The 17,217-nt window shown below is 44.6% G+C and carries 18 protein-coding genes; 16 read left to right on the top strand and 2 right to left on the bottom strand.

Annotation, left to right across the window (positions count from 1 at the left end):
• The first annotated feature begins 123 nt into the window (after positions 1-123).
• The 6 genes from FCL46_RS16005 to FCL46_RS15980 all read left to right on the top strand — a co-directional run bounded on the left by FCL46_RS16005 (position 124) and on the right by FCL46_RS15980 (position 5,087).
• Positions 124-930 carry an undecaprenyl-diphosphate phosphatase gene (locus tag FCL46_RS16005; protein WP_167505821.1) on the top strand — a complete coding sequence of 269 codons (807 nt, stop codon included), beginning with the start codon at positions 124-126 and terminating at the stop codon, positions 928-930.
• A gap of 52 nt (positions 931-982) precedes the next feature.
• The gene (locus tag FCL46_RS16000; RefSeq protein WP_136806626.1) at positions 983-1,675 is read left to right on the top strand and encodes a class I SAM-dependent methyltransferase; all 693 of its coding nucleotides are present in this window, start codon (positions 983-985) and stop codon (positions 1,673-1,675) included.
• Positions 1,676-1,709: 34 nt separating this feature from the next.
• On the top strand, positions 1,710-2,387 hold the full coding sequence (locus FCL46_RS15995; protein WP_136806627.1) for a precorrin-2 dehydrogenase/sirohydrochlorin ferrochelatase family protein: 678 nt from the start codon (positions 1,710-1,712) through the stop codon (positions 2,385-2,387).
• A gap of 96 nt (positions 2,388-2,483) precedes the next feature.
• Positions 2,484-3,314, top strand: coding sequence for a cytochrome c biogenesis protein CcsA (gene ccsA, locus FCL46_RS15990; RefSeq protein WP_136806628.1), 831 nt, complete (start codon positions 2,484-2,486; stop codon positions 3,312-3,314).
• Entirely contained in the window at positions 3,304-4,590 is a 1,287-nt protein-coding gene (hemA, locus tag FCL46_RS15985) for a glutamyl-tRNA reductase (RefSeq protein ID WP_136806629.1), read from the top strand. Before ccsA ends, hemA begins: the two co-directional genes overlap by 11 nt.
• Positions 4,587-5,087: a hypothetical protein gene (locus FCL46_RS15980; protein ID WP_136806630.1), complete on the top strand. Its 501-nt coding sequence runs from the start codon at positions 4,587-4,589 to the stop codon at positions 5,085-5,087. Before hemA ends, FCL46_RS15980 begins: the two co-directional genes overlap by 4 nt.
• Here FCL46_RS15980 and FCL46_RS15975 read toward each other — a convergent pair.
• Positions 5,084-5,419 carry a MazG-like family protein gene (locus tag FCL46_RS15975; protein WP_136806631.1) on the bottom strand — a complete coding sequence of 112 codons (336 nt, stop codon included), beginning with the start codon at positions 5,417-5,419 and terminating at the stop codon, positions 5,084-5,086. The genes FCL46_RS15980 and FCL46_RS15975 overlap by 4 nt on opposite strands.
• A gap of 115 nt (positions 5,420-5,534) precedes the next feature.
• On the opposite strand from FCL46_RS15975, the gene FCL46_RS15970 reads away from it, so the two are divergent.
• From FCL46_RS15970 to FCL46_RS15935, 8 genes are all read left to right on the top strand, one after another.
• Positions 5,535-7,637, top strand: coding sequence for a carboxy terminal-processing peptidase (locus tag FCL46_RS15970; RefSeq protein WP_136806632.1), 2,103 nt, complete (start codon positions 5,535-5,537; stop codon positions 7,635-7,637).
• 191 nt (positions 7,638-7,828) lie between these two features.
• Complete coding sequence (locus FCL46_RS15965; RefSeq protein ID WP_136806633.1) at positions 7,829-8,362, top strand: RsbRD N-terminal domain-containing protein; 534 nt, start codon at positions 7,829-7,831, stop codon at positions 8,360-8,362.
• Between the two features lie 82 nt (positions 8,363-8,444).
• Positions 8,445-9,467, top strand: a complete 1,023-nt coding sequence (gene dsrM / locus FCL46_RS15960) for a sulfate reduction electron transfer complex DsrMKJOP subunit DsrM (protein WP_136806634.1) — start codon at positions 8,445-8,447, stop codon at positions 9,465-9,467.
• Between the two features lie 38 nt (positions 9,468-9,505).
• Positions 9,506-11,140, top strand: coding sequence for a sulfate reduction electron transfer complex DsrMKJOP subunit DsrK (dsrK, locus tag FCL46_RS15955; RefSeq protein WP_136806635.1), 1,635 nt, complete (start codon positions 9,506-9,508; stop codon positions 11,138-11,140).
• 31 nt (positions 11,141-11,171) lie between these two features.
• Entirely contained in the window at positions 11,172-11,570 is a 399-nt protein-coding gene (gene dsrJ, locus FCL46_RS15950) for a sulfate reduction electron transfer complex DsrMKJOP subunit DsrJ (protein ID WP_136806636.1), read from the top strand.
• A complete protein-coding gene (gene dsrO / locus FCL46_RS15945; RefSeq protein ID WP_136806637.1) occupies positions 11,570-12,409 on the top strand; it encodes a sulfate reduction electron transfer complex DsrMKJOP subunit DsrO in 840 nt (279 codons plus the stop codon). Before dsrJ ends, dsrO begins: the two co-directional genes overlap by 1 nt.
• Positions 12,410-12,416: 7 nt before the next feature.
• The gene (gene dsrP, locus FCL46_RS15940; RefSeq protein ID WP_136806638.1) at positions 12,417-13,595 is read left to right on the top strand and encodes a sulfate reduction electron transfer complex DsrMKJOP subunit DsrP; all 1,179 of its coding nucleotides are present in this window, start codon (positions 12,417-12,419) and stop codon (positions 13,593-13,595) included.
• Between the two features lie 122 nt (positions 13,596-13,717).
• Positions 13,718-14,368, top strand: a complete 651-nt coding sequence (locus FCL46_RS15935) for a flavodoxin family protein (RefSeq protein ID WP_136806639.1) — start codon at positions 13,718-13,720, stop codon at positions 14,366-14,368.
• Positions 14,369-14,501: 133 nt separating this feature from the next.
• Here FCL46_RS15935 and FCL46_RS15930 read toward each other — a convergent pair whose 3' ends face one another.
• On the bottom strand, positions 14,502-15,296 hold the full coding sequence (locus FCL46_RS15930; protein WP_136806640.1) for a prepilin peptidase: 795 nt from the start codon (positions 15,294-15,296) through the stop codon (positions 14,502-14,504).
• 69 nt (positions 15,297-15,365) lie between these two features.
• Here FCL46_RS15930 and FCL46_RS15925 point away from each other — a divergent pair, with 69 nt between their 5' ends.
• Both FCL46_RS15925 and FCL46_RS15920 read left to right on the top strand, forming a co-directional pair.
• Positions 15,366-16,157 carry a dihydroorotate dehydrogenase electron transfer subunit gene (locus FCL46_RS15925; protein WP_136806641.1) on the top strand — a complete coding sequence of 264 codons (792 nt, stop codon included), beginning with the start codon at positions 15,366-15,368 and terminating at the stop codon, positions 16,155-16,157.
• A complete protein-coding gene (locus tag FCL46_RS15920; RefSeq protein ID WP_136806642.1) occupies positions 16,145-17,101 on the top strand; it encodes a dihydroorotate dehydrogenase in 957 nt (318 codons plus the stop codon). The genes FCL46_RS15925 and FCL46_RS15920 overlap by 13 nt, the downstream gene beginning before the upstream one ends.
• Positions 17,102-17,217 lie beyond the last annotated feature (116 nt).

Below are 17,217 nucleotides of genomic sequence, written 5' to 3'. Positions count from 1 at the left end.
CTCTTTTTCATTATTCTGCTTGGTCGGTTGATTGTATAATCAACCGACCATTTTTTTTTCACCGACTTGCTGGTGCTTTTTACCATCTGGATACCGCATAGGTATCGTTGAGAGGAGATCCAATTGGAATTATTAAAAGCTATTGTCCTGGGGGTGGTTCAGGGATTTACTGAATTTCTACCAATTTCCAGCTCAGGACATCTGGTTATTGGTTCTCAATTGCTGAATTTTCAGCAACAGGGAGTGCTTTTTGACGTTTTTTTACACCTTGGGACTCTGGTTTCAGTGTGTTTGGTGTTTCGAAAAGAGTTGATCGCCATGGTAGCAGCACCTCTGGCAATGATGCGTGGGAAGGCTGACAATGAAAGCCGCATGTATTTCATGTGGGATATCTATGTGGTTGTAGCGACAATACCTGCTGTAATTGCGGGACTATTTTTAAAAGATAAGGTTGAACATCTTTTCAGCAATCTCACATTAGTGTATTCAATGCTTGTTATTACAGGCATTATAATGATTTTTTCCAGATATTTGAAGGAAGGTGAGCGTAAGCTTAACTGGCCTAGATCTCTCGTCGTTGGTTGCGCACAAGCGTGTGCCATCATGCCTGGATTGTCTCGTTCTGGTTCCACTATCTTTGTTGGTATGGCTTTGGGTATGAACAGGGAGGTGGTTGCTAAATTTTCATTTATCATGTCTATTCCTGCAATTCTCGGAGCAGCCGTTCTGCAGTTCGGTGGGCTTTTTGATCAGGTGCCTTCAGTTGATTCATTGATAAATATCGGTGCAGGGACCGTGATGTCTGCTGTGGCAGGATATTTTGCTATTGTCTTTCTACTTGATATTGTACGGAGAAATCGCCTTCAGTATTTTGGATATTATTGCTTGCTGGTGGCATTTGCAGGATTTGGTCATCAATTGCTGGGTTAGAACCAGTTTCAGATTTTGAGAGCAGCCCTAATGGCTGTAACATAGGCTATACATGGATATACGTACCCTCCCTGAGTATGAAAGGGAAATATACAACAGGCTCAGAGAAAAATACTCACTTACATTTGATCGTTTGAAGCTTGGTGAAGACACTGTCAGGCTTTTGAAAATAGCAGATCTGGAGGAGTTCCTTGCTGGAAAAGATCCATTTGCCAATGTTTCTGAATTTCCTTTTTGGGTTAAACTCTGGGATTCAGCAATGATTCTCGCATATACTCTTCATGGGTTGCCACAGGCCGAAGGGAAACGCCTCCTCGAAGTCGGTGCGGGGCTTGGTGCTCCTGGTCTTGCTGCTGCTGTTAATGGTTTCGACGTTACAATCACTGACTATGAAGACATTATTCTTGATTTCGAGCGAGTGAGTGCCGCCGCCTCCGGCCTGAGTAATGTAAAGTGTGAAATGCTTGATTGGCTCGCTCCGCCAGAGATGGAAAAGTTTGATGTGCTGGCAGGTGCCGAAGTTCTGTTTAGAGAAGAGTTCTTTCAACCGCTGCTCAATGTATTTAACGCGTATCTGAAGCCTGGCGGGGTAATATTTCTTGCCCATGATGCTAAAAGGCAGAGCTTACCCAAATTTCTTAAATTGGCTGAAAAGGAATATGCGATTGCCGGCAAAGCTCAGGCCTTTAAAAAAGATGGTAAAGATGTCACTATTATCATTAATAGGTTACAGAAAAAATCCTAATCTTTTGCCGTTTTTACCTGAACGTGGATGAGCAATGGTGTTTTTCCCGATAAACCTTGATATTACAGAAAGATCATGCCTTGTGGTGGGTGGAGGAAACGTCGCCTTACGCAAAGTTATGGCCCTTGTCGATTGTAGTTCCTCAGTAACTGTTATCAGCCCGGAGGTTGTTCCTGAGCTTCATGAAATGGCTGAGCAGGGATTGATAACACTCCACCTGCGACCATACCGGCGTGGAGATTTACAGGGTACATTTCTGGTGTTTGCTACTACTGATAATCGTGAGGTTCAGGAGATTGTAAGTCGTGAAGCCAAAGAGCTGAATGTTCTATTAAATAGTGCAGACAACCCTGGGCGTTGCGATTTTCAGGTACCTGCAAAGGTGCGCAGGGGGTTGTTATTACTTACGATATCTACAGGTGGTGCAAGCCCTGCTCTGTCGAGGGTGATCAGGAGAGAGCTTGAAGGGCACTTTGGTGAGGAGTACGCTGCAATAACCACATTATTTGCCGCAATCAGAGAAGTAATTGTTCAGGGGCCTGGAAGTTCTGCAGATAATAAAAAACTGTTTGATGAGCTGCTCGCCACGGATATTGTCGATTGTGTTAAGAACAGGCAGTGGAAGCGAGTGCGGTCTATTGTTGCAGCAATCCTACCTTGTGGTATAGATACCGACAAGATTGTCGATAGGGTTGAAGTCCCGAAAGCATAGTTATGGTGGTTGATTTGTGAAACACTCACACTGCCTGAATCGATAACCGGTGTTTAAATGAATGGACACTGACCAACGCTCTTATAGACCTGGCTTATGATGATTGAAATTAATTATTTGTTTTTTCAGGCGGTCCTAGGAACTACCTTTCTTTCAACCGTATTGTATCTTGTGTTTTTTGTCAGCCAGAATAGTAGGGTTCGCAAGGTTGCACGATTGGTACTGGTTGTATCCGGTGTGTTGCAGTCGCTTTACATTCTCTCTAGATTTTTCCTTGCAGGCTACACTCCGATAACCAGTCAGCACGAGGCTGTGGTGTTTTTCGCATGGGCTGCGACCTGGGCATATCTGTCATTTCGGTGGAGATATACGGTTAAAAATTTTGGTACGTTTGTCTCCGTGTTGATAATGCTTTTGCTCACTGCCGCGGCATTTGCATCTAGAGACATTATGCCGTTAAAACCTATCCACCAGAGTTTATGGCTGCCATGGCATGCAGGATTATCACTTTTTGCCTATGCATTTTTCTCACTCGCTTTTTGCGGTGGCCTGATGTATTTGCTTCAGGATCGTGAGCTGAAAAGCCGAAAGTTCGGGTATTTCTTTCAGCGTTTACCATCGCTTGATGCGCTGGATCAGTTAAATAGTCATTGTTTGGCAACAGGATTTGTTTTCCTGACCTTAGGTATGGTAACAGGCTCATTATGGACTCGGCAGGCATGGGGTACCTATTGGCAATGGCATCCTAAAGAAATCTGGTCAATGATTACCTGGTTTGTTTACCTGCTGCAGATCCATCAGCGATTTACTGCTGGCTGGCGTGGAAAACGTGCTGCTATAATGGCTATTGTTGGATTTGCTATAGTATTATTTACCCTCTGGGGTGTCATGTATCCGCTCGGAGGCGTACAGACTTATGGCCAGTGAAAGTTTTATTCTGCTTGGAGTGAACCATAAGACAACTCCGGTGGAGATACGTGAGAAAATAGCACTGTCCAGTGGTTATGAAGAACCGTTGCAGATGTTGAAGAATATTCCGGGATGCAAAGAATGTTATCTGCTCTCAACCTGTAACAGGGTTGAGGTACTTGTGGTTGGTGTGCCGGGAGCAGAGCTTGAAGAGAAGCTTATTGCATTTCTTTTCGGGGATAACCTTTCTGCCGATGAGTGTAGGAAATACATTTATAACTACACAGGCAGGGATGCAGTGAACCATTTGTTTAATGTGTCAGCAAGTCTTGATTCTCTTGTTGTCGGAGAAGCACAGATCCTTGGTCAGTTGAAAGAAGCGTATCGTTATGCGGCTGAATACCATTGCGCTGGTCCACTGTTGAACAGGCTTTTGCATAAATCATTTTCTGTGGCCAAACGAATACGGACTGAGACCGGTATAGGATCTTCTGCGGTTTCTATCAGCTCAGCAGCTGTTGAACTCGCACGAAAGATTTTTGGTGATTTGAGTGATAAACATGTACTGCTTCTTGGCGCCGGTGAGATGGCCGAGCTGGCTGCGCAGCATCTTGTAGGCCAGGGGGCGGTCTCTGTTACTGTCGCCAACCGTACTTTTTCAAGAGCTGTTGATCTCGCGCAAAAGTTCAACGGGAAAGCTGCTTCGTTCGATGAATTGCTGGTTCAGCTTGAGAAAGCTGACATTATTATAAGTTCAACCGGTGCACCTAATATCATCCTTCATAAGGAAGAGGTGAAACCGGTGATGAAGACTCGCCGCAACAAGCCCTTGTTCTTTATAGATATTGCCGTTCCCCGTGATCTTGATCCTCACTTGAATGACCTTGAAAATATCTACCTGTATGATATTGACGACCTGAGTCAGGTTGTTGAAATGAATAGAACAGAACGTGATAAAGAAGCGCTTAAAGCTACACGAATTGTTGATGAGGAAACGCTGAAATTTGAGCGGTGGTATGAGGGCATGTCGCTTACACCGACAATTCAGGAATTACATAAAAAAGCGGATGCGATCTGCAGGCAGGAGCTGGAAAAGTCCCTGTCAAGGCTCACAAGTATTTCTGAAAAGGAAAGAAAGTCGCTAGAGAAAATGGCAGGTGCAATAGCTTCAAAAATTCTTTACGATCCCTTGCAATATCTGAAAAGCGAGGATTGCGGCGGTCGCGATAATAGTCAGCTGAAAGTTGAGAATATACGTACTATTTTTGGTCTTGGTGACGGAACTGAAAAGTGAGTAAGGTTTTTGAACATTTAGAGAATGAGTGGTTTGTGGTGAGGTACTCAGGTGAAATTCCTGAAATAGCGTATAACTCTTCTGTATACTTTTTGACTAAAGCGAAGGATGGACCCCGGTTAGCACAGTCTGAGATTGACTTCACACCGCTCCTTGAAGCCGCTCGTGAACGTTTCAAGGAGATTATTTTACGAGATATACTGCCTGAAAATCGCAATACTGCTATGTATCGCGGTGTTAAACGGACTATAGTCAATTATCAGCGATTTCAGAAGTTCTGTAAACGTCAGGGCCTTGATGAGCATGCATACGCAAAAGAGGTTGCTGTCTCTTTGCTGAATTTTTTAGAGGCGGAATCGGTAGAAGTGACCAAGGGTTCTCCCTGTTCTGCTGTTAACTGCACTTTTGAAGAGCTCAACGAATTTGCTTTATCAGTCGGTCTTGTCAGTCATATGCTCCCTGAAGGGATAGCACAATTATGTGAAGAGAAAAATTAATCTGCATTTTTTTCTTTTGAAGCATCTTTGTCCTTTGCAGGATATTTCTCTGCGTTCTTAATCAGCTTTTTGTGAGCAGCTGAAACCGGATCAAGGTCGAAGGCTGCAGCAAGCGTTGTGAGGTAAATCATTATATCTCCGATTTCTTCCTCGATATGCACGAGGGTGTCGGAGCTGACATTATGGCTTTGTGCAGGTGTGAGCCACTGGAAAATTTCCACCAATTCAGCAGTCTCAACACTGAGTGCCATGGCAAGGTTTTTAGGAGAATGAAACCGTTGCCAGTCACGCTGCTCTATAAACTCCTTGATTTCGGTCTGTAATTGTTTCATGTATATGTAGTTAGCGTAGAATGTATTGCATGTTTCTGGTATGTGTTGTGAGCGGCCCTGACGGTGAGGCCAGCGTACCGATATCTATCATACTCCCATTTCCGAACTTGTTCTTATGAAAATGTTTTTTCGGTTTATTATTGCGTGTTGCATGTTGCTGCTGGTTTCTCATCTCGGTAGTAATTCCCTGTTCGCTCAGGAAAAAGGCGAAGTCGATCAAAAGCGCAACAGGCTTATCGGTTATATGATCAGCCGGCAGTTGCCTGTCATGCATTTTAGTGACAAAGTGATGGATGATGATCTCGCTGAAGCTGCCTTCACACTGTATATCAAACAGCTGGATTATCAGAAACGTTTTTTGTTGAAAAAAGATGTAGACCAGCTTCGGGCATTTGCCCCGTATATAGATGATAATCTTAAGCGAGGATCAATTACTCTGCCTGATGCCGGGTTTTCTATTATAAATGAGCGTATCGCTCAGGTAGAAAAAATGGTTGAGGAGATACTGGTAGAGAGAGTTGATCCGAAAGCTAAGGGTACATTGGAAAGTGATCCCGACAATGTAGAGTATGTTGCCGATTTGGAGCAGTTACGAGAACGCTGGAAAAAAATATTGCAGGTTCAGCTCAATAACCGTTTTCTTGATCTTGAAGCAGACCAGAAGAGTGAGAAAGTCAAAAAAAGCGATAGTGAGTTGTGGGATGAAACCTACGAAAAAGTAGCGAAGAGAAACCGTAATTTTTTCCACAGGCTTAATCAGGAAACGCTCCAGGATCATTACGATAGATTCTTTAATGCGGTAACCCGAGCATTTGATCCTCATACAAACTATATCCCACCGGCAAGTAAAGAACAGTTTGATATTAATATGCGTGGCAGTCTGGAAGGTATTGGTGCCTTACTTCGTGAAGACGATGGCTTGATTAAGGTCGTGCGTATTATCCCAGGCAGTGCTTCAGCGCGTCAGGGGCGGCTTGAGGCAGAAGATATCATTCTTCAGGTGGCCGAAGGTCCTGAGGAACCTGTTGACATCACTGATATGAGATTGCGGGATGCGGTAAGGCTTATACGTGGTCCTAAGGGAACTGAAGTTCGTCTTACTGTGCGTAAGCCTGATGGTGTAAAAGATATTATCCCTATTACGCGCGATGTTGTTCAGATTGAAGAGACATTTGTAAAGAGTGCTGTCATTGATGCGCCGGATGGTAGTAAGATCGGCTATATTTTTATCCCGAGTTTTTACCGGGATTTCGAAAAAAATGGCAATCAGGGTGGTCGAAACTCAAGTGCTGACACGAGAAAAGAGTTGAAGTCTCTCGTTGCTCAGGGTGTTAAAGGTGTCATTCTTGATTTGCGAAATAATGGTGGTGGTGCACTCGTTGATGCTGTCGAGGTGACCGGGTTGTTTATCGATCATGGGCCCGTTGTTCAGGTCAAGAACAGCAATGGTGCAGAAAGAATTCTTCGGGATGAAAATTATGGTGTTGAATTCGATGGTCCTCTAGTTGTTTTGGTAAATAAATTCTCTGCTTCAGCATCTGAGATTGTTGCCGGCGCTCTGCAGGATTATGGCAGGGCTGTGATTATGGGAGACGTACATACTCATGGTAAAGGCACTGTGCAGACGATAATTGATCTCAATGAAAATATTCCATTGCTGCATCTCAGAACATATGAAGATCTTGGCGCTTTAAAGGTCATGATTCAGAAATTTTATCGTGTTACCGGTGGTTCAACACAATATAAAGGTGTTGAACCTGATGTCGTTTTACCAAGTTTATTAAAGCATATCGAGTCTGGCGAGAGGTATCTGGAATACTCGCTGCCATGGGATCGTATTGACCCCGTCGATTATTCAGCATCTCCCAAACGTTTAAATATTGAGAAGTTGAATGCAAGAAGTCTTGCGAGAATCGGAGATGATCAAGGGTTTAAAACAATTGTTGAAGAGTCTGCTAAAGCTGAAGAACGTGCCAAAGACACTCTCGTATCTGTAGATATCGATGACATTCGTGCCAAGCTTGAAGAAGCTCGGAAAGCCAGGGAGAAAATCGGGGTTTTCTATAAAAAATACCGCGACGAAGAGGGGGCTGACGACGATTTTGAGACTGATACAGCTACACCGGAAGAGAAAAAGAAAGAGTGGCTTGAAGAGATTCTCGATGATCCATATGTGGGAGAGGCCTCAAGGGTAATTCTTGATATAATCAACCTGTAGGAATGCTTTACATTCAGTGAGTCCCGCTTGGAATTAGACGTTTTTGCGGGACTTTTCCTTTCAAAAATAGTCTTGAAAAAGACCGGGAAAGATGATAGAAGTGCGCTTTTGTGAATGGTCATTCAGTTGGATTATTGCGCCTTTTGGATGGACATTAACGTAAGCAACAATCTACCAGAGGCATTGAGTGAATGGATCTTGCAGAAGCATTTCGGAATTATAGGGAAAAAATAGTTGATCGTTGGATTGAGTACACCCTGTCTACATATAATTCCACAGAGTTCTTGTCTAAGGAAAAAAACAAATTTGCAAATCCTATTGGTGCAGCAGTCAGCGAGTCATTGGACAGGCTGTTTGTTGTCCTTTCCACGGGAGGTGATCCCGAGGAAGTTAAGGCGCCGGTTGATACCCTTATGCGGGTACGTGCCGTGCAGGAGTTTACACCAGCACAGGCCGTAGCTCCTCTGAATGCAGTGAAGCATATTACTCGTGAGATATTTGCAGCAGATAAAGAGCGATCCCGTTTTGTTCAGGAACTCTATGATTTCGAATTTGCAGTTGATCTGGCAGTTTTAGCAGCATTCGATATTTATATGGAGTCACGTGAGCGGCTGTACAAAGTTCGCATTGCTGAAATCAAATCCGGTAGTAGCATCCTTACGGACAGTAAATGCCCTTCCAAATTGATGAATGAAGATACGCAGGACTTTTTAAAATCGGTATAGGTAAATTAACTGGTCTCAGTGCGGGGAGATATATGGCCTTCGTGCGGTTTCCAAAACAAGTTCAATTGAAGCGAGGTAAGAAATGAAGTATGCCTTATCATTTCTGGCGGTCATTGCCTTAGTCGTGATTGCCTGGCTAGGGTCCCAGATACCGGGATTTCAGTACATCTTTGGTGTCTTCTTCCCTTACGTGGCCATTATGCTCTTCGTAGGTGGTTTCGTTTATCGGATTGTACAGTGGGCAAAGACCCCTGTGCCATTTTCGATTCAGACTACCTGTGGTCAGGGAAAATCGCTTGATTTCATCAAGCACAACAAGCTTGAGGCGCCGCATACAACAACTCAGGTTGTTGCAAGGATGGCTCTGGAGATACTGACCTTCAGGTCACTCTTCAGAAATACTCATGCGGAAATGCACGACGGACCGAAGATTACGTATGAATCTTCAAAATGGCTCTGGTTGTTTGCCATTGTATTCCATTACTCTTTTCTGTTGATTGTACTCAGGCATATGAGATTCTTTCTCGAGCCGGTACCGGTACTTATCAGCGCACTTGACTGGATAGATGGTTTCTATTCAATTGGAAATCCGACATGGTATATTACCGATGCTGGTATTGTTGCCGGTGTAGCCTTTCTGTTTGCGCGACGTATCTATAACTCAAAGGTGCGTTACATATCTCTTCTGAATGACTACTTCCCGCTGGTATTGCTTTTCGCAATCGCCATTTCCGGAATTCTGATGAGATACTTCCTGCGCACCGATGTCGATATCACTGCTATTAAGCAGTTGGCGGTAGGCATTGTTACACTTCAGCCGACTATTCAGGTTGAGCTGGGTGCAATCTTCTATATTCACCTCTTCCTTGTTTGCGTACTGGCTGCATACTTCCCATGGAGTAAGCTGATGCACATGGGTGGCGTTTTCATGAGTCCTACCCGGAACATGAAAAACAACAGCCGTGAAGTTCGCCACATCAACCCATGGAACCCTCGTATCCTTCCGCATTCTTATGCCGGGTATGAAGATGAATTCCGTGAGTACATGGTAGAAGCCGGTCTTCCTGTCGAGAAAGAGTTGCCTCCGAAGAAAGATGAGGAATAACCATTCTCCCAATACTTGCTTATAAGGATTAAATAGCGATGTCAGTTCCAAAATTAGAACAATTATCTAAAAGCGTAGTGCAGGGACCATCCTTGGCAACTGGAGCCGTACCCACCAAGGATTGGATGGATATTCCGGCTGTTTTCAAGCCAGGCAATTATGCATACCCTGCGAAAGCTGAAAAAGTAGAGTACCTCAACAGCCAGAAGGGCCTGTACTTTCCAAACGCCCGTGAGTGGAATCCAGAAGACGATGACTGGAAATTACCTGAAGACTGGAAGGATATAATCCTTAATGGTCTTAAAGAACGTCTGGACAAGTTTCGTTCCCTGAAGATATTCATGGACTGTTGTGTACGCTGTGGTGCCTGTGCCGATAAATGTCACTTCTTCCTCGGTACCGGTGATCCTAAGAACATGCCTGTTCTTCGTGCAGAACTTCTCCGTTCTGTCTACCGTAATGATTTCACCCTCGGTGGTAAAATTCTCGGTAAGATGGTCGGTGGACGTGAAATGACAGTAGGTGTACTGAAAGAGTGGTTCATGTACTCGTATCAGTGTACCGAGTGTCGTCGCTGTTCAGTTTTCTGCCCATACGGTATCGATACAGCTGAAATCACAATGATGCTTCGTGAGCTTCTTCACCTTGTCGGTATTGGTATTAACTGGATTCTGGAGCCTGCCTCCAACTCCAACCGTACCGGTAACCATATGGGTCTGCAGCCACACACTTTTAAGGATAACGCTGAATTCCTGGTAGATGATGTTGAAAATCTGACAGGTGTTCGTCCAAACGTGACCTTTAACCGTAAAGGTGCTGAGGTTCTGTTCATTACACCGTCTGCAGATATTTTTGCTGAGCCAGGGCTGTATACAGCTATGGGTTACATGATTCTCTTTGAGGCAATTGGTCTGGATTATACCTGGTCAACCTATGCGTCTGAGGGTGGTAACTTCGGTCTCTTCACCAATAATGAGACCATGAAAAAACTGAACGCCAAGATGTATGCAGAAGCAGAGCGTCTTGGAGTTAAGTACATCATCGGTGGTGAGTGTGGACACATGTGGCGTGTACTTCATCAGTACATGGATACCATGAACGGACCTGCTGACTTCCTGGAAGTTCCAGTATCTCCAATGACCGGTACCAAGTTCCAGAATGCAGCATCTACAAAGATGGTTCATGTAACAGAGTTTACAGCTGATCTTATCAAGCATGGAAAACTCAAATTTGATAAGAGCCGTAATGCACATGTGAAGGCTACTTTCCATGATTCCTGTAACACTTCCCGTGCAATGGGTCTTCTTGATGAGCCTCGTTACGTTCTTGATCATGTTGTTGACTGGGTTGAGATGCCTGAAAACACCATTCGTGAACAGACTTTCTGCTGTGGTTCCGGAACTGGTCTGAATACAGATGAGATCATGGAGCTCAGGATGCGTGCAGGTTATCCACGTGCGAATGCCGTTCAGTACGTTCGTGATAAGTTTGACGTCAATATGCTCTCCTGTGTTTGTGCAATCGATCGTGCTACGCTGACCTCTCTCAATAACTACTGGACACCAGAAGTTGGTGTTTGTGGTGTATCTGAGCTTGTCGGTAACGCTATCGTTCAGGAAGGCGAAGGCGAAAATAGAGCTAATCTCGATGAAGGCTTGCGCACCTTGGTGTGATAAACCTGACCAGAATATAGGAGTCTGACTCATGTACAATAAACGAACAGTAATACCGGGCCTTGTTATCTTGGTCTTCTTCGTGACATTTCCCTTCTGGTACAACGGTTTATCCGCAGGCCCTGTGCCAACACCAGAATTACCGCCTGGCGGAGAAAAACAGTGTGTAGCACCAGCTAGTGAGATGCGTGCCAAGCACATGAAAATCCTCAATGAGTGGCGTGATGATGTACTGCGCAATGGTGAGCGAGTTTCGATAACAGTAGATGGTAAGGAATATCGCAAAGGACTGCAGTTGGCATGTATGCAATGCCATTCCAATAAAGAAAAATTTTGTGATTCCTGTCATGAATACGCAGATGTAAAGCCATACTGCTGGAACTGCCATTTGACACCTGCACAGTTAGCATCCAAGAAGGAGACGCTCTAATGGATAATAAAAGAAGAAAATTCCTAAAGATGGCAGGTGCTACTGCACTTGCCGGAATCAGCGCCCCTGCGGTTATCAAACTGACAGCAACTCCTGCAGTTGCATCTACCGCACCTGCAGCACACGGTGCAGCTGCGGCGGATACCCATAGCGCTGATGCACACGCTGTCGAGGCACCACAAGGTGTACGCCTTGGACTTGTTATCGATATGCGTAAGTTTTACGGAAAACCAGAGTTGCTTGATAAGGCTGTAGCTGCCTGTAATCACGCTCATAATATTCCGCAGATTGACAGTAAGAAAAGTGAAATTAAGTGGGTATGGAAGACTCCTTTTGAAAATGCGTTTCCTGAGCATTCTTCATATCATTCTTCCAAGGTCACTAAGGAGAACGACTTTCTCGTACTCTGTAATCACTGTGATGAGCCGCCATGTGTTCGTGTATGTCCTACCAAGGCGACTTTTAAACTTGAGAAAAACGGCATCATTGCCATGGACTACCATCGCTGTATCGGATGTCGTTTCTGTATGATGGGCTGTCCATACGGTGCACGTAGCTTTAACTGGTTTGACCCACGTCCTCATATTAAAACAGCGGACATCAATCCGGATTTCCCGACCCGTATGCGCGGTGTCGTCGAAAAATGTAATCTCTGTGGAGAGCGTCTCGCACAGGGCATGGAGCCTGCGTGTGTAGAAGCGGTCAAGGAAACCGGAGCTATTGTTTTCGGTGATCTTAATGATCCGGAATCCGAGATCAGGAAGGTCCTTGATGAGGAACATACGATCCAGAGGAAGCCTTCTCTTGGAACGAAACCGTCAGTCTTTTACATAGTGTGAGGTCGTCATGTTAGAAAAAGCATTGAAAGGCAATAATGCCTATTGGATGTGGCTTGCATTTCTAGGCGCATTCATCGCAGTAGGGGCTGTTTGTTATTTTAGACAGTTTACATTTGGTATGGGACTGACCGGAATGGGACGTGATCTCTCATGGGGTCTTTACATTTCTCAGTTTACTTTTCTGGTTGGTGTTGCGGCTGGAGGGTTGATGCTGGTCCTTCCGTACTATATTCATAACTACAAAGTATTTGGACGTATAACTATCCTTGGCGAGTTTCTTGCCATTGCAGCTATCGTTATGTGTCTGATGTTCATCCTTGCTGATATCGGACAGGTACAGCGTGGCCTGAACATGATTTTCCACCCGACCCCTAATTCCATGTTGTTCTGGGATATGGTGGTTCTGCTGGGTTATCTCTCGCTGAACGTTATTTGCGGTTGGGTTATCCTCACTGCAGAGCGTAAGCAGGTTAAGCCTCCGAAGTGGGTTTATATCTTCGTATATATTTCCATTCCGTTTGCTGTTTCCATTCATACCGTAACTGCTATGCTCTATTGTGGTCTGCCTGGTCGTCACTTCTGGCTTTCCGCGATTACCGCACCGCGATTCCTTGCGTCTGCGTTTGCTGCAGGACCTGCACTTATCGTTCTGGCATGTATTATTATGAAGCGCGTTGCAAACTTTGATGCTGGTAAAGAAGCGATTAATAAGCTGACTACCATTATTATGTATGCTGCAATAATTAACGCGTTCTTTGTTGTCTTAGAGTTCTTTGTAGGTTGGTATTCAAATATTCCCGGCCACAAACATGCTCTTGAATATTTGTTCTTTGGTCTTGATCATGGCGGACATGTGTATAATAACCTTGTTCCGTTCATGTGGGCATCTACTTTACTGTGCTTTGGTGCTCTTGGTCTGTTCGGCTACATGAAAATCACAAAAATGTACAACGAGGTCCTTATAGGATTTGGTTGTATTGCTATTTTTGTAGCGCTCTGGCTTGATAAAGGTCTTGGTTTTGTATTCGGTGGACTTGTAGTGAATCCATTGAATGAAATTGTTGAGTACTACCCAACAGCTAATGAGATTGGTATCGCTCTTGGTATCTGGGCAACCGGACTTGCGATTGTAACCATTCTTTACAAAATTGCCGTTGGCGTAGAGCATGAGGTTGAAGGCCACTAAGTAAAATTATGGTCTAAAAAAAAGCCCCCGAGAAATCGGGGGCTTTTTTTTTGCTAAAAATTTGGTATATTGTGCGAAATATGCGATTTGGCGGGAAGATAATTTTTTTCAAAGGTTGAGCAGTGAGCAAAAAACGGGTTCTGATTGTTTATTATTCATTCTCTGGTCAGACACAATTACTCATACAGCGTCTTGTCTGTGGTCTTGAGCAGAGTAACCACGAAGTGGTAACGGAAAGACTGCAGCCTGTCGACCAGCTGCCGTTTCCTTTTACTTCATGGGCTATGATGGCAAAAGTCATGGTGTATTCGTTTTTTCGCTGGCGTGTTCCCGTCAATCAAGTAAATGATATCGTATATGAAAAATGGGACCTGGTAATTATCGCCGGACCAACATGGTCGTATAGCCCAAGCGGGCCGGTTTTAGCATTTCTTGACAAGTACGGTCGGGATCTTTGTGAAGGGACAACTATTGTTCCGTTTATATCATGTAGATCATATTGGCGGACACATTATTGGGGATTAAAATTTATTCTGAATAAACTTGGAGGTAAGGTCACTAGACCAATTGTCTACCTTCACTGTTCTTCGGAACCCTGGCGAACGATCGGTTTGTTTTTGCAGTTGATGGGAAAGCTTCCACGACTTGAATCGTCATGGTTCAGAAGGCGTTATCCAAGATACGGTCATAGTAAAGAGCAGTGTGCTGATGCTCTTGAGCAGGGAAAGATGATGGTTAACCGGCTTATGAGTAAAGGTGACATGGGCAAGTGATTTATGCTTAGTCACTCACCCTTTGGAGAACACGACGTTTTCCGAAGGAGTAGTGTTACAAGCCACATGTGGTAGTTTGCTACAGCGGCGTGGCTTGTGCTCCGACGTGGACTTTTTTGATGAGAAATCTGTGTTAAGGCCATTGGCCATTGAGATAGAGGTTGAAGTAGTAGAGTATTTGTGTGGAAAAAAACATATAGCAAAGACCTGCCAATGATAAAAATGGCCCGAATGGAATACGTGTCTGACCACCTTTTTTTTGAATAGGCATAGCCATAAGGCCTACAATCGACCCGCTTAACGAACTTGCTAGAAAGATAAAGGGCAGTGATTGCCAGCCAAGAAAAGCACCAAGCATTGCCAGGAGTTTAATATCGCCACCACCCATTCCTTCCATTTTCCGGAGATACGCGTAGCCTTCAGCTATAGCAAATAGAATCCCGCCTCCTGCAAGTATACCGATCAATGAGCTCTGCCAGCTTACATAGGGGTTAATGAATGAGAATAAAAATCCAAGGACTATGCCGGGCAGGCTAATTACATCTGGAATGATCTGCAAATGGATGTCAATATAGATAATGGCAATGAGTGCAGCAGTGAAGATAAAGTATCCGGCAAAAGCAGCTGAGAGCCCAAAGTGGTTGACGAGGGCTGCAGTCAAGACAGCCATGATCAATTCAACAGTCGGGTATTGCAGGGAAATAGAAGTTTTGCAGTGTCGACATTTTCCAAGTTGGACAATATAGCTGATAACAGGTATATTCTCATACCAAGCTAGCGGATGTTCACATTTAGGACAATGCGAAGCAGGGAAAACGATAGAGGTGTCCTCCTTAGGTAACCGTAGAATTACCACATTCAAAAAACTCCCGACAATGGCACCGAAAAGTGCCGAAAATACGAGTATAAGAGATTCTGCTGCAACCATCCACTGCCTCATTCGATAAGATAAAGAGTCGTTTAAATTAAAAATCCACTCAAAAGTGTATACGTAACTATGCCACAATATCAGGAAAAAACAATAGTTACCCGTGTTGAACAGCTGTCTGAAGACAATGTGCGCCTGACGCTTAAAGCACCTGATATTGCAGGTTCTTGTAAGCCGGGTCAGTTTGTTATGATTCGGACTGCAGCGGGTAAAGATCCAATGCTCCGTCGACCATTTTCAATCCACCAGTCAGATACGAGTGGACATATTCAGATCTATTTCAAGATAGTGGGCAGGGGAACTGAACTGCTTGCTCATGCCCGGGAAGGTGAGGAGCTTTCTGTATTCGGACCTCTTGGAAAAGGATTTAGAATTAATGATGTAGCACCTGTCTGCATTATTGGTGGCGGATTGGGTATTGCACCTATGCTGTTTCTTGCAAAAGAGATCAGCCGCAGGAAGAAGGCGCGTAATGCAGCCGATACTATTATCCTCGGTGGTCGCTCAAAGGGTGAGGTTGAACCTCTTGTTGAAGACTTTAAACAGATTGGTATGCGTACAATTGCCACCACTGATGATGGCTCATTCGGTGAGAAGGGTTTCGTAACCGATGCATTGAAGGGACTTCAACTTTCAGCTGATACACTAGTGTATGCCTGTGGACCCGAACCTATGATGGGTGCAATCAGTAAGTTCTGTGAAAAAGAAAATCTTAGATGCCAGGTAAGTGTTGAGAGCGTAATGGCCTGCGGAATGGGAGCCTGTCTCGGTTGCAACAGACCTGTAGGTGATGGCAAGTACGTACATGTCTGCCTTGATGGGCCTGTATTTGAATCAAAGGAGCTGGAATGGAATTTGTAAAGGATACAACTGCCGGACCGGATCTTCGCGTAAAAATCGGCAGTCTTGAGTTGAATAATCCTGTTATGACCGCGTCTGGCACATTCGGTTATGCACGTGAATTCGAAAGGCTGATGAATTTGCATCGACTCGGAGCCGTTATTGTTAAAGGAATATCTCTTTTCCCACGACCTGGCAATCCACCACCGAGGATTGTCGAGACAGCATGCGGAATGCTCAATGCAATCGGTTTGCAGAATGTAGGTGTTGATCGGTTTATTACCGAAAAGATGCCATACCTCAATGGGCTTAATGTTCCTGCTATTGTGAATATCCTTGGAGGTTCTGTAGAAGAGTACCGAGAAATTACCGCAAGGCTTGAAGGTGTTCCGGGAGTTGCCGGAATCGAGGTAAATATCAGCTGTCCTAATGTTAAAGAGGGTGGTGTGGCGTTTGGTGGTGATCCCAAGATGGCTGCTGCAGTAACTAAGGCCGTTAAAGAAACATGTTCTGTACCTGTTATTGTAAAGCTATCTCCTAATGTTACAGATATTCGTGAAATGGCAAGAGCAGTGGAGGACGCAGGTGCAGACTCTATATCGCTGATTAATACGCTTATCGGAATGGCAATTGACCTGAAGAAGAAACGTCCTGTACTGGCTAATGTGATCGGTGGTCTCTCTGGTCCGGCCATTAAGCCGGTTGCGCTAAGAATGGTTTATGAAGTGGCTGGGGCCGTGTCGATACCTATCATTGGAATAGGTGGGATTGAGACCGCCGAAGATGCACTCGAATTTATGCTTGCCGGAGCATCTGCTGTTCAGATTGGGACAGCAAACTTTGTAAACCCGAGAGCCAGTGAAGAGGTTGTCGAAGGTATTGCAAAGTATGTCCAGGAGGAAGACGGTATTGAGTCTGTTCGTGATGTTATTGGCGGATTGAAGCTAGACTGGATTAAGGACTAATGAAAGATTTACATTGGTTGCAAAGACAGAAAATGACCATATCCAGCCGAGGGCAAGTCGCAACCTTACGTACATCAGCCGACACTTTTGGTCTTAGAGGTTTTGGCTTATTCGAA

Origin of the sequence: Desulfosediminicola flagellatus (assembly GCF_005116655.2) — a bacterium.
Taxonomy (GTDB): Bacteria; Desulfobacterota; Desulfobulbia; order Desulfobulbales; family Desulfocapsaceae; genus Desulfopila; species Desulfopila flagellata.
This window is presented reverse-complemented; position numbering and strand designations above follow the sequence as displayed.

Coding starts and splice junctions, on each gene's coding strand:
- FCL46_RS16000 (WP_136806626.1), top strand. CDS start 983: ATGGATATACGTACCCTCCCTGAGTATGAAAGGGAAATATACAACAGG.
- FCL46_RS15995 (WP_136806627.1), top strand. CDS start 1,710: ATGGTGTTTTTCCCGATAAACCTTGATATTACAGAAAGATCATGCCTT.
- ccsA (WP_136806628.1), top strand. CDS start 2,484: ATGATGATTGAAATTAATTATTTGTTTTTTCAGGCGGTCCTAGGAACT.
- hemA (WP_136806629.1), top strand. CDS start 3,304: ATGGCCAGTGAAAGTTTTATTCTGCTTGGAGTGAACCATAAGACAACT.
- FCL46_RS15975 (WP_136806631.1), bottom strand. CDS start 5,419: ATGAAACAATTACAGACCGAAATCAAGGAGTTTATAGAGCAGCGTGAC.
- FCL46_RS15970 (WP_136806632.1), top strand. CDS start 5,535: ATGAAAATGTTTTTTCGGTTTATTATTGCGTGTTGCATGTTGCTGCTG.
- FCL46_RS15965 (WP_136806633.1), top strand. CDS start 7,829: ATGGATCTTGCAGAAGCATTTCGGAATTATAGGGAAAAAATAGTTGAT.
- dsrM (WP_136806634.1), top strand. CDS start 8,445: ATGAAGTATGCCTTATCATTTCTGGCGGTCATTGCCTTAGTCGTGATT.
- dsrK (WP_136806635.1), top strand. CDS start 9,506: ATGTCAGTTCCAAAATTAGAACAATTATCTAAAAGCGTAGTGCAGGGA.
- dsrJ (WP_136806636.1), top strand. CDS start 11,172: ATGTACAATAAACGAACAGTAATACCGGGCCTTGTTATCTTGGTCTTC.
- dsrO (WP_136806637.1), top strand. CDS start 11,570: ATGGATAATAAAAGAAGAAAATTCCTAAAGATGGCAGGTGCTACTGCA.
- dsrP (WP_136806638.1), top strand. CDS start 12,417: ATGTTAGAAAAAGCATTGAAAGGCAATAATGCCTATTGGATGTGGCTT.
- FCL46_RS15930 (WP_136806640.1), bottom strand. CDS start 15,296: ATGGTTGCAGCAGAATCTCTTATACTCGTATTTTCGGCACTTTTCGGT.
- FCL46_RS15925 (WP_136806641.1), top strand. CDS start 15,366: ATGCCACAATATCAGGAAAAAACAATAGTTACCCGTGTTGAACAGCTG.
- FCL46_RS15920 (WP_136806642.1), top strand. CDS start 16,145: ATGGAATTTGTAAAGGATACAACTGCCGGACCGGATCTTCGCGTAAAA.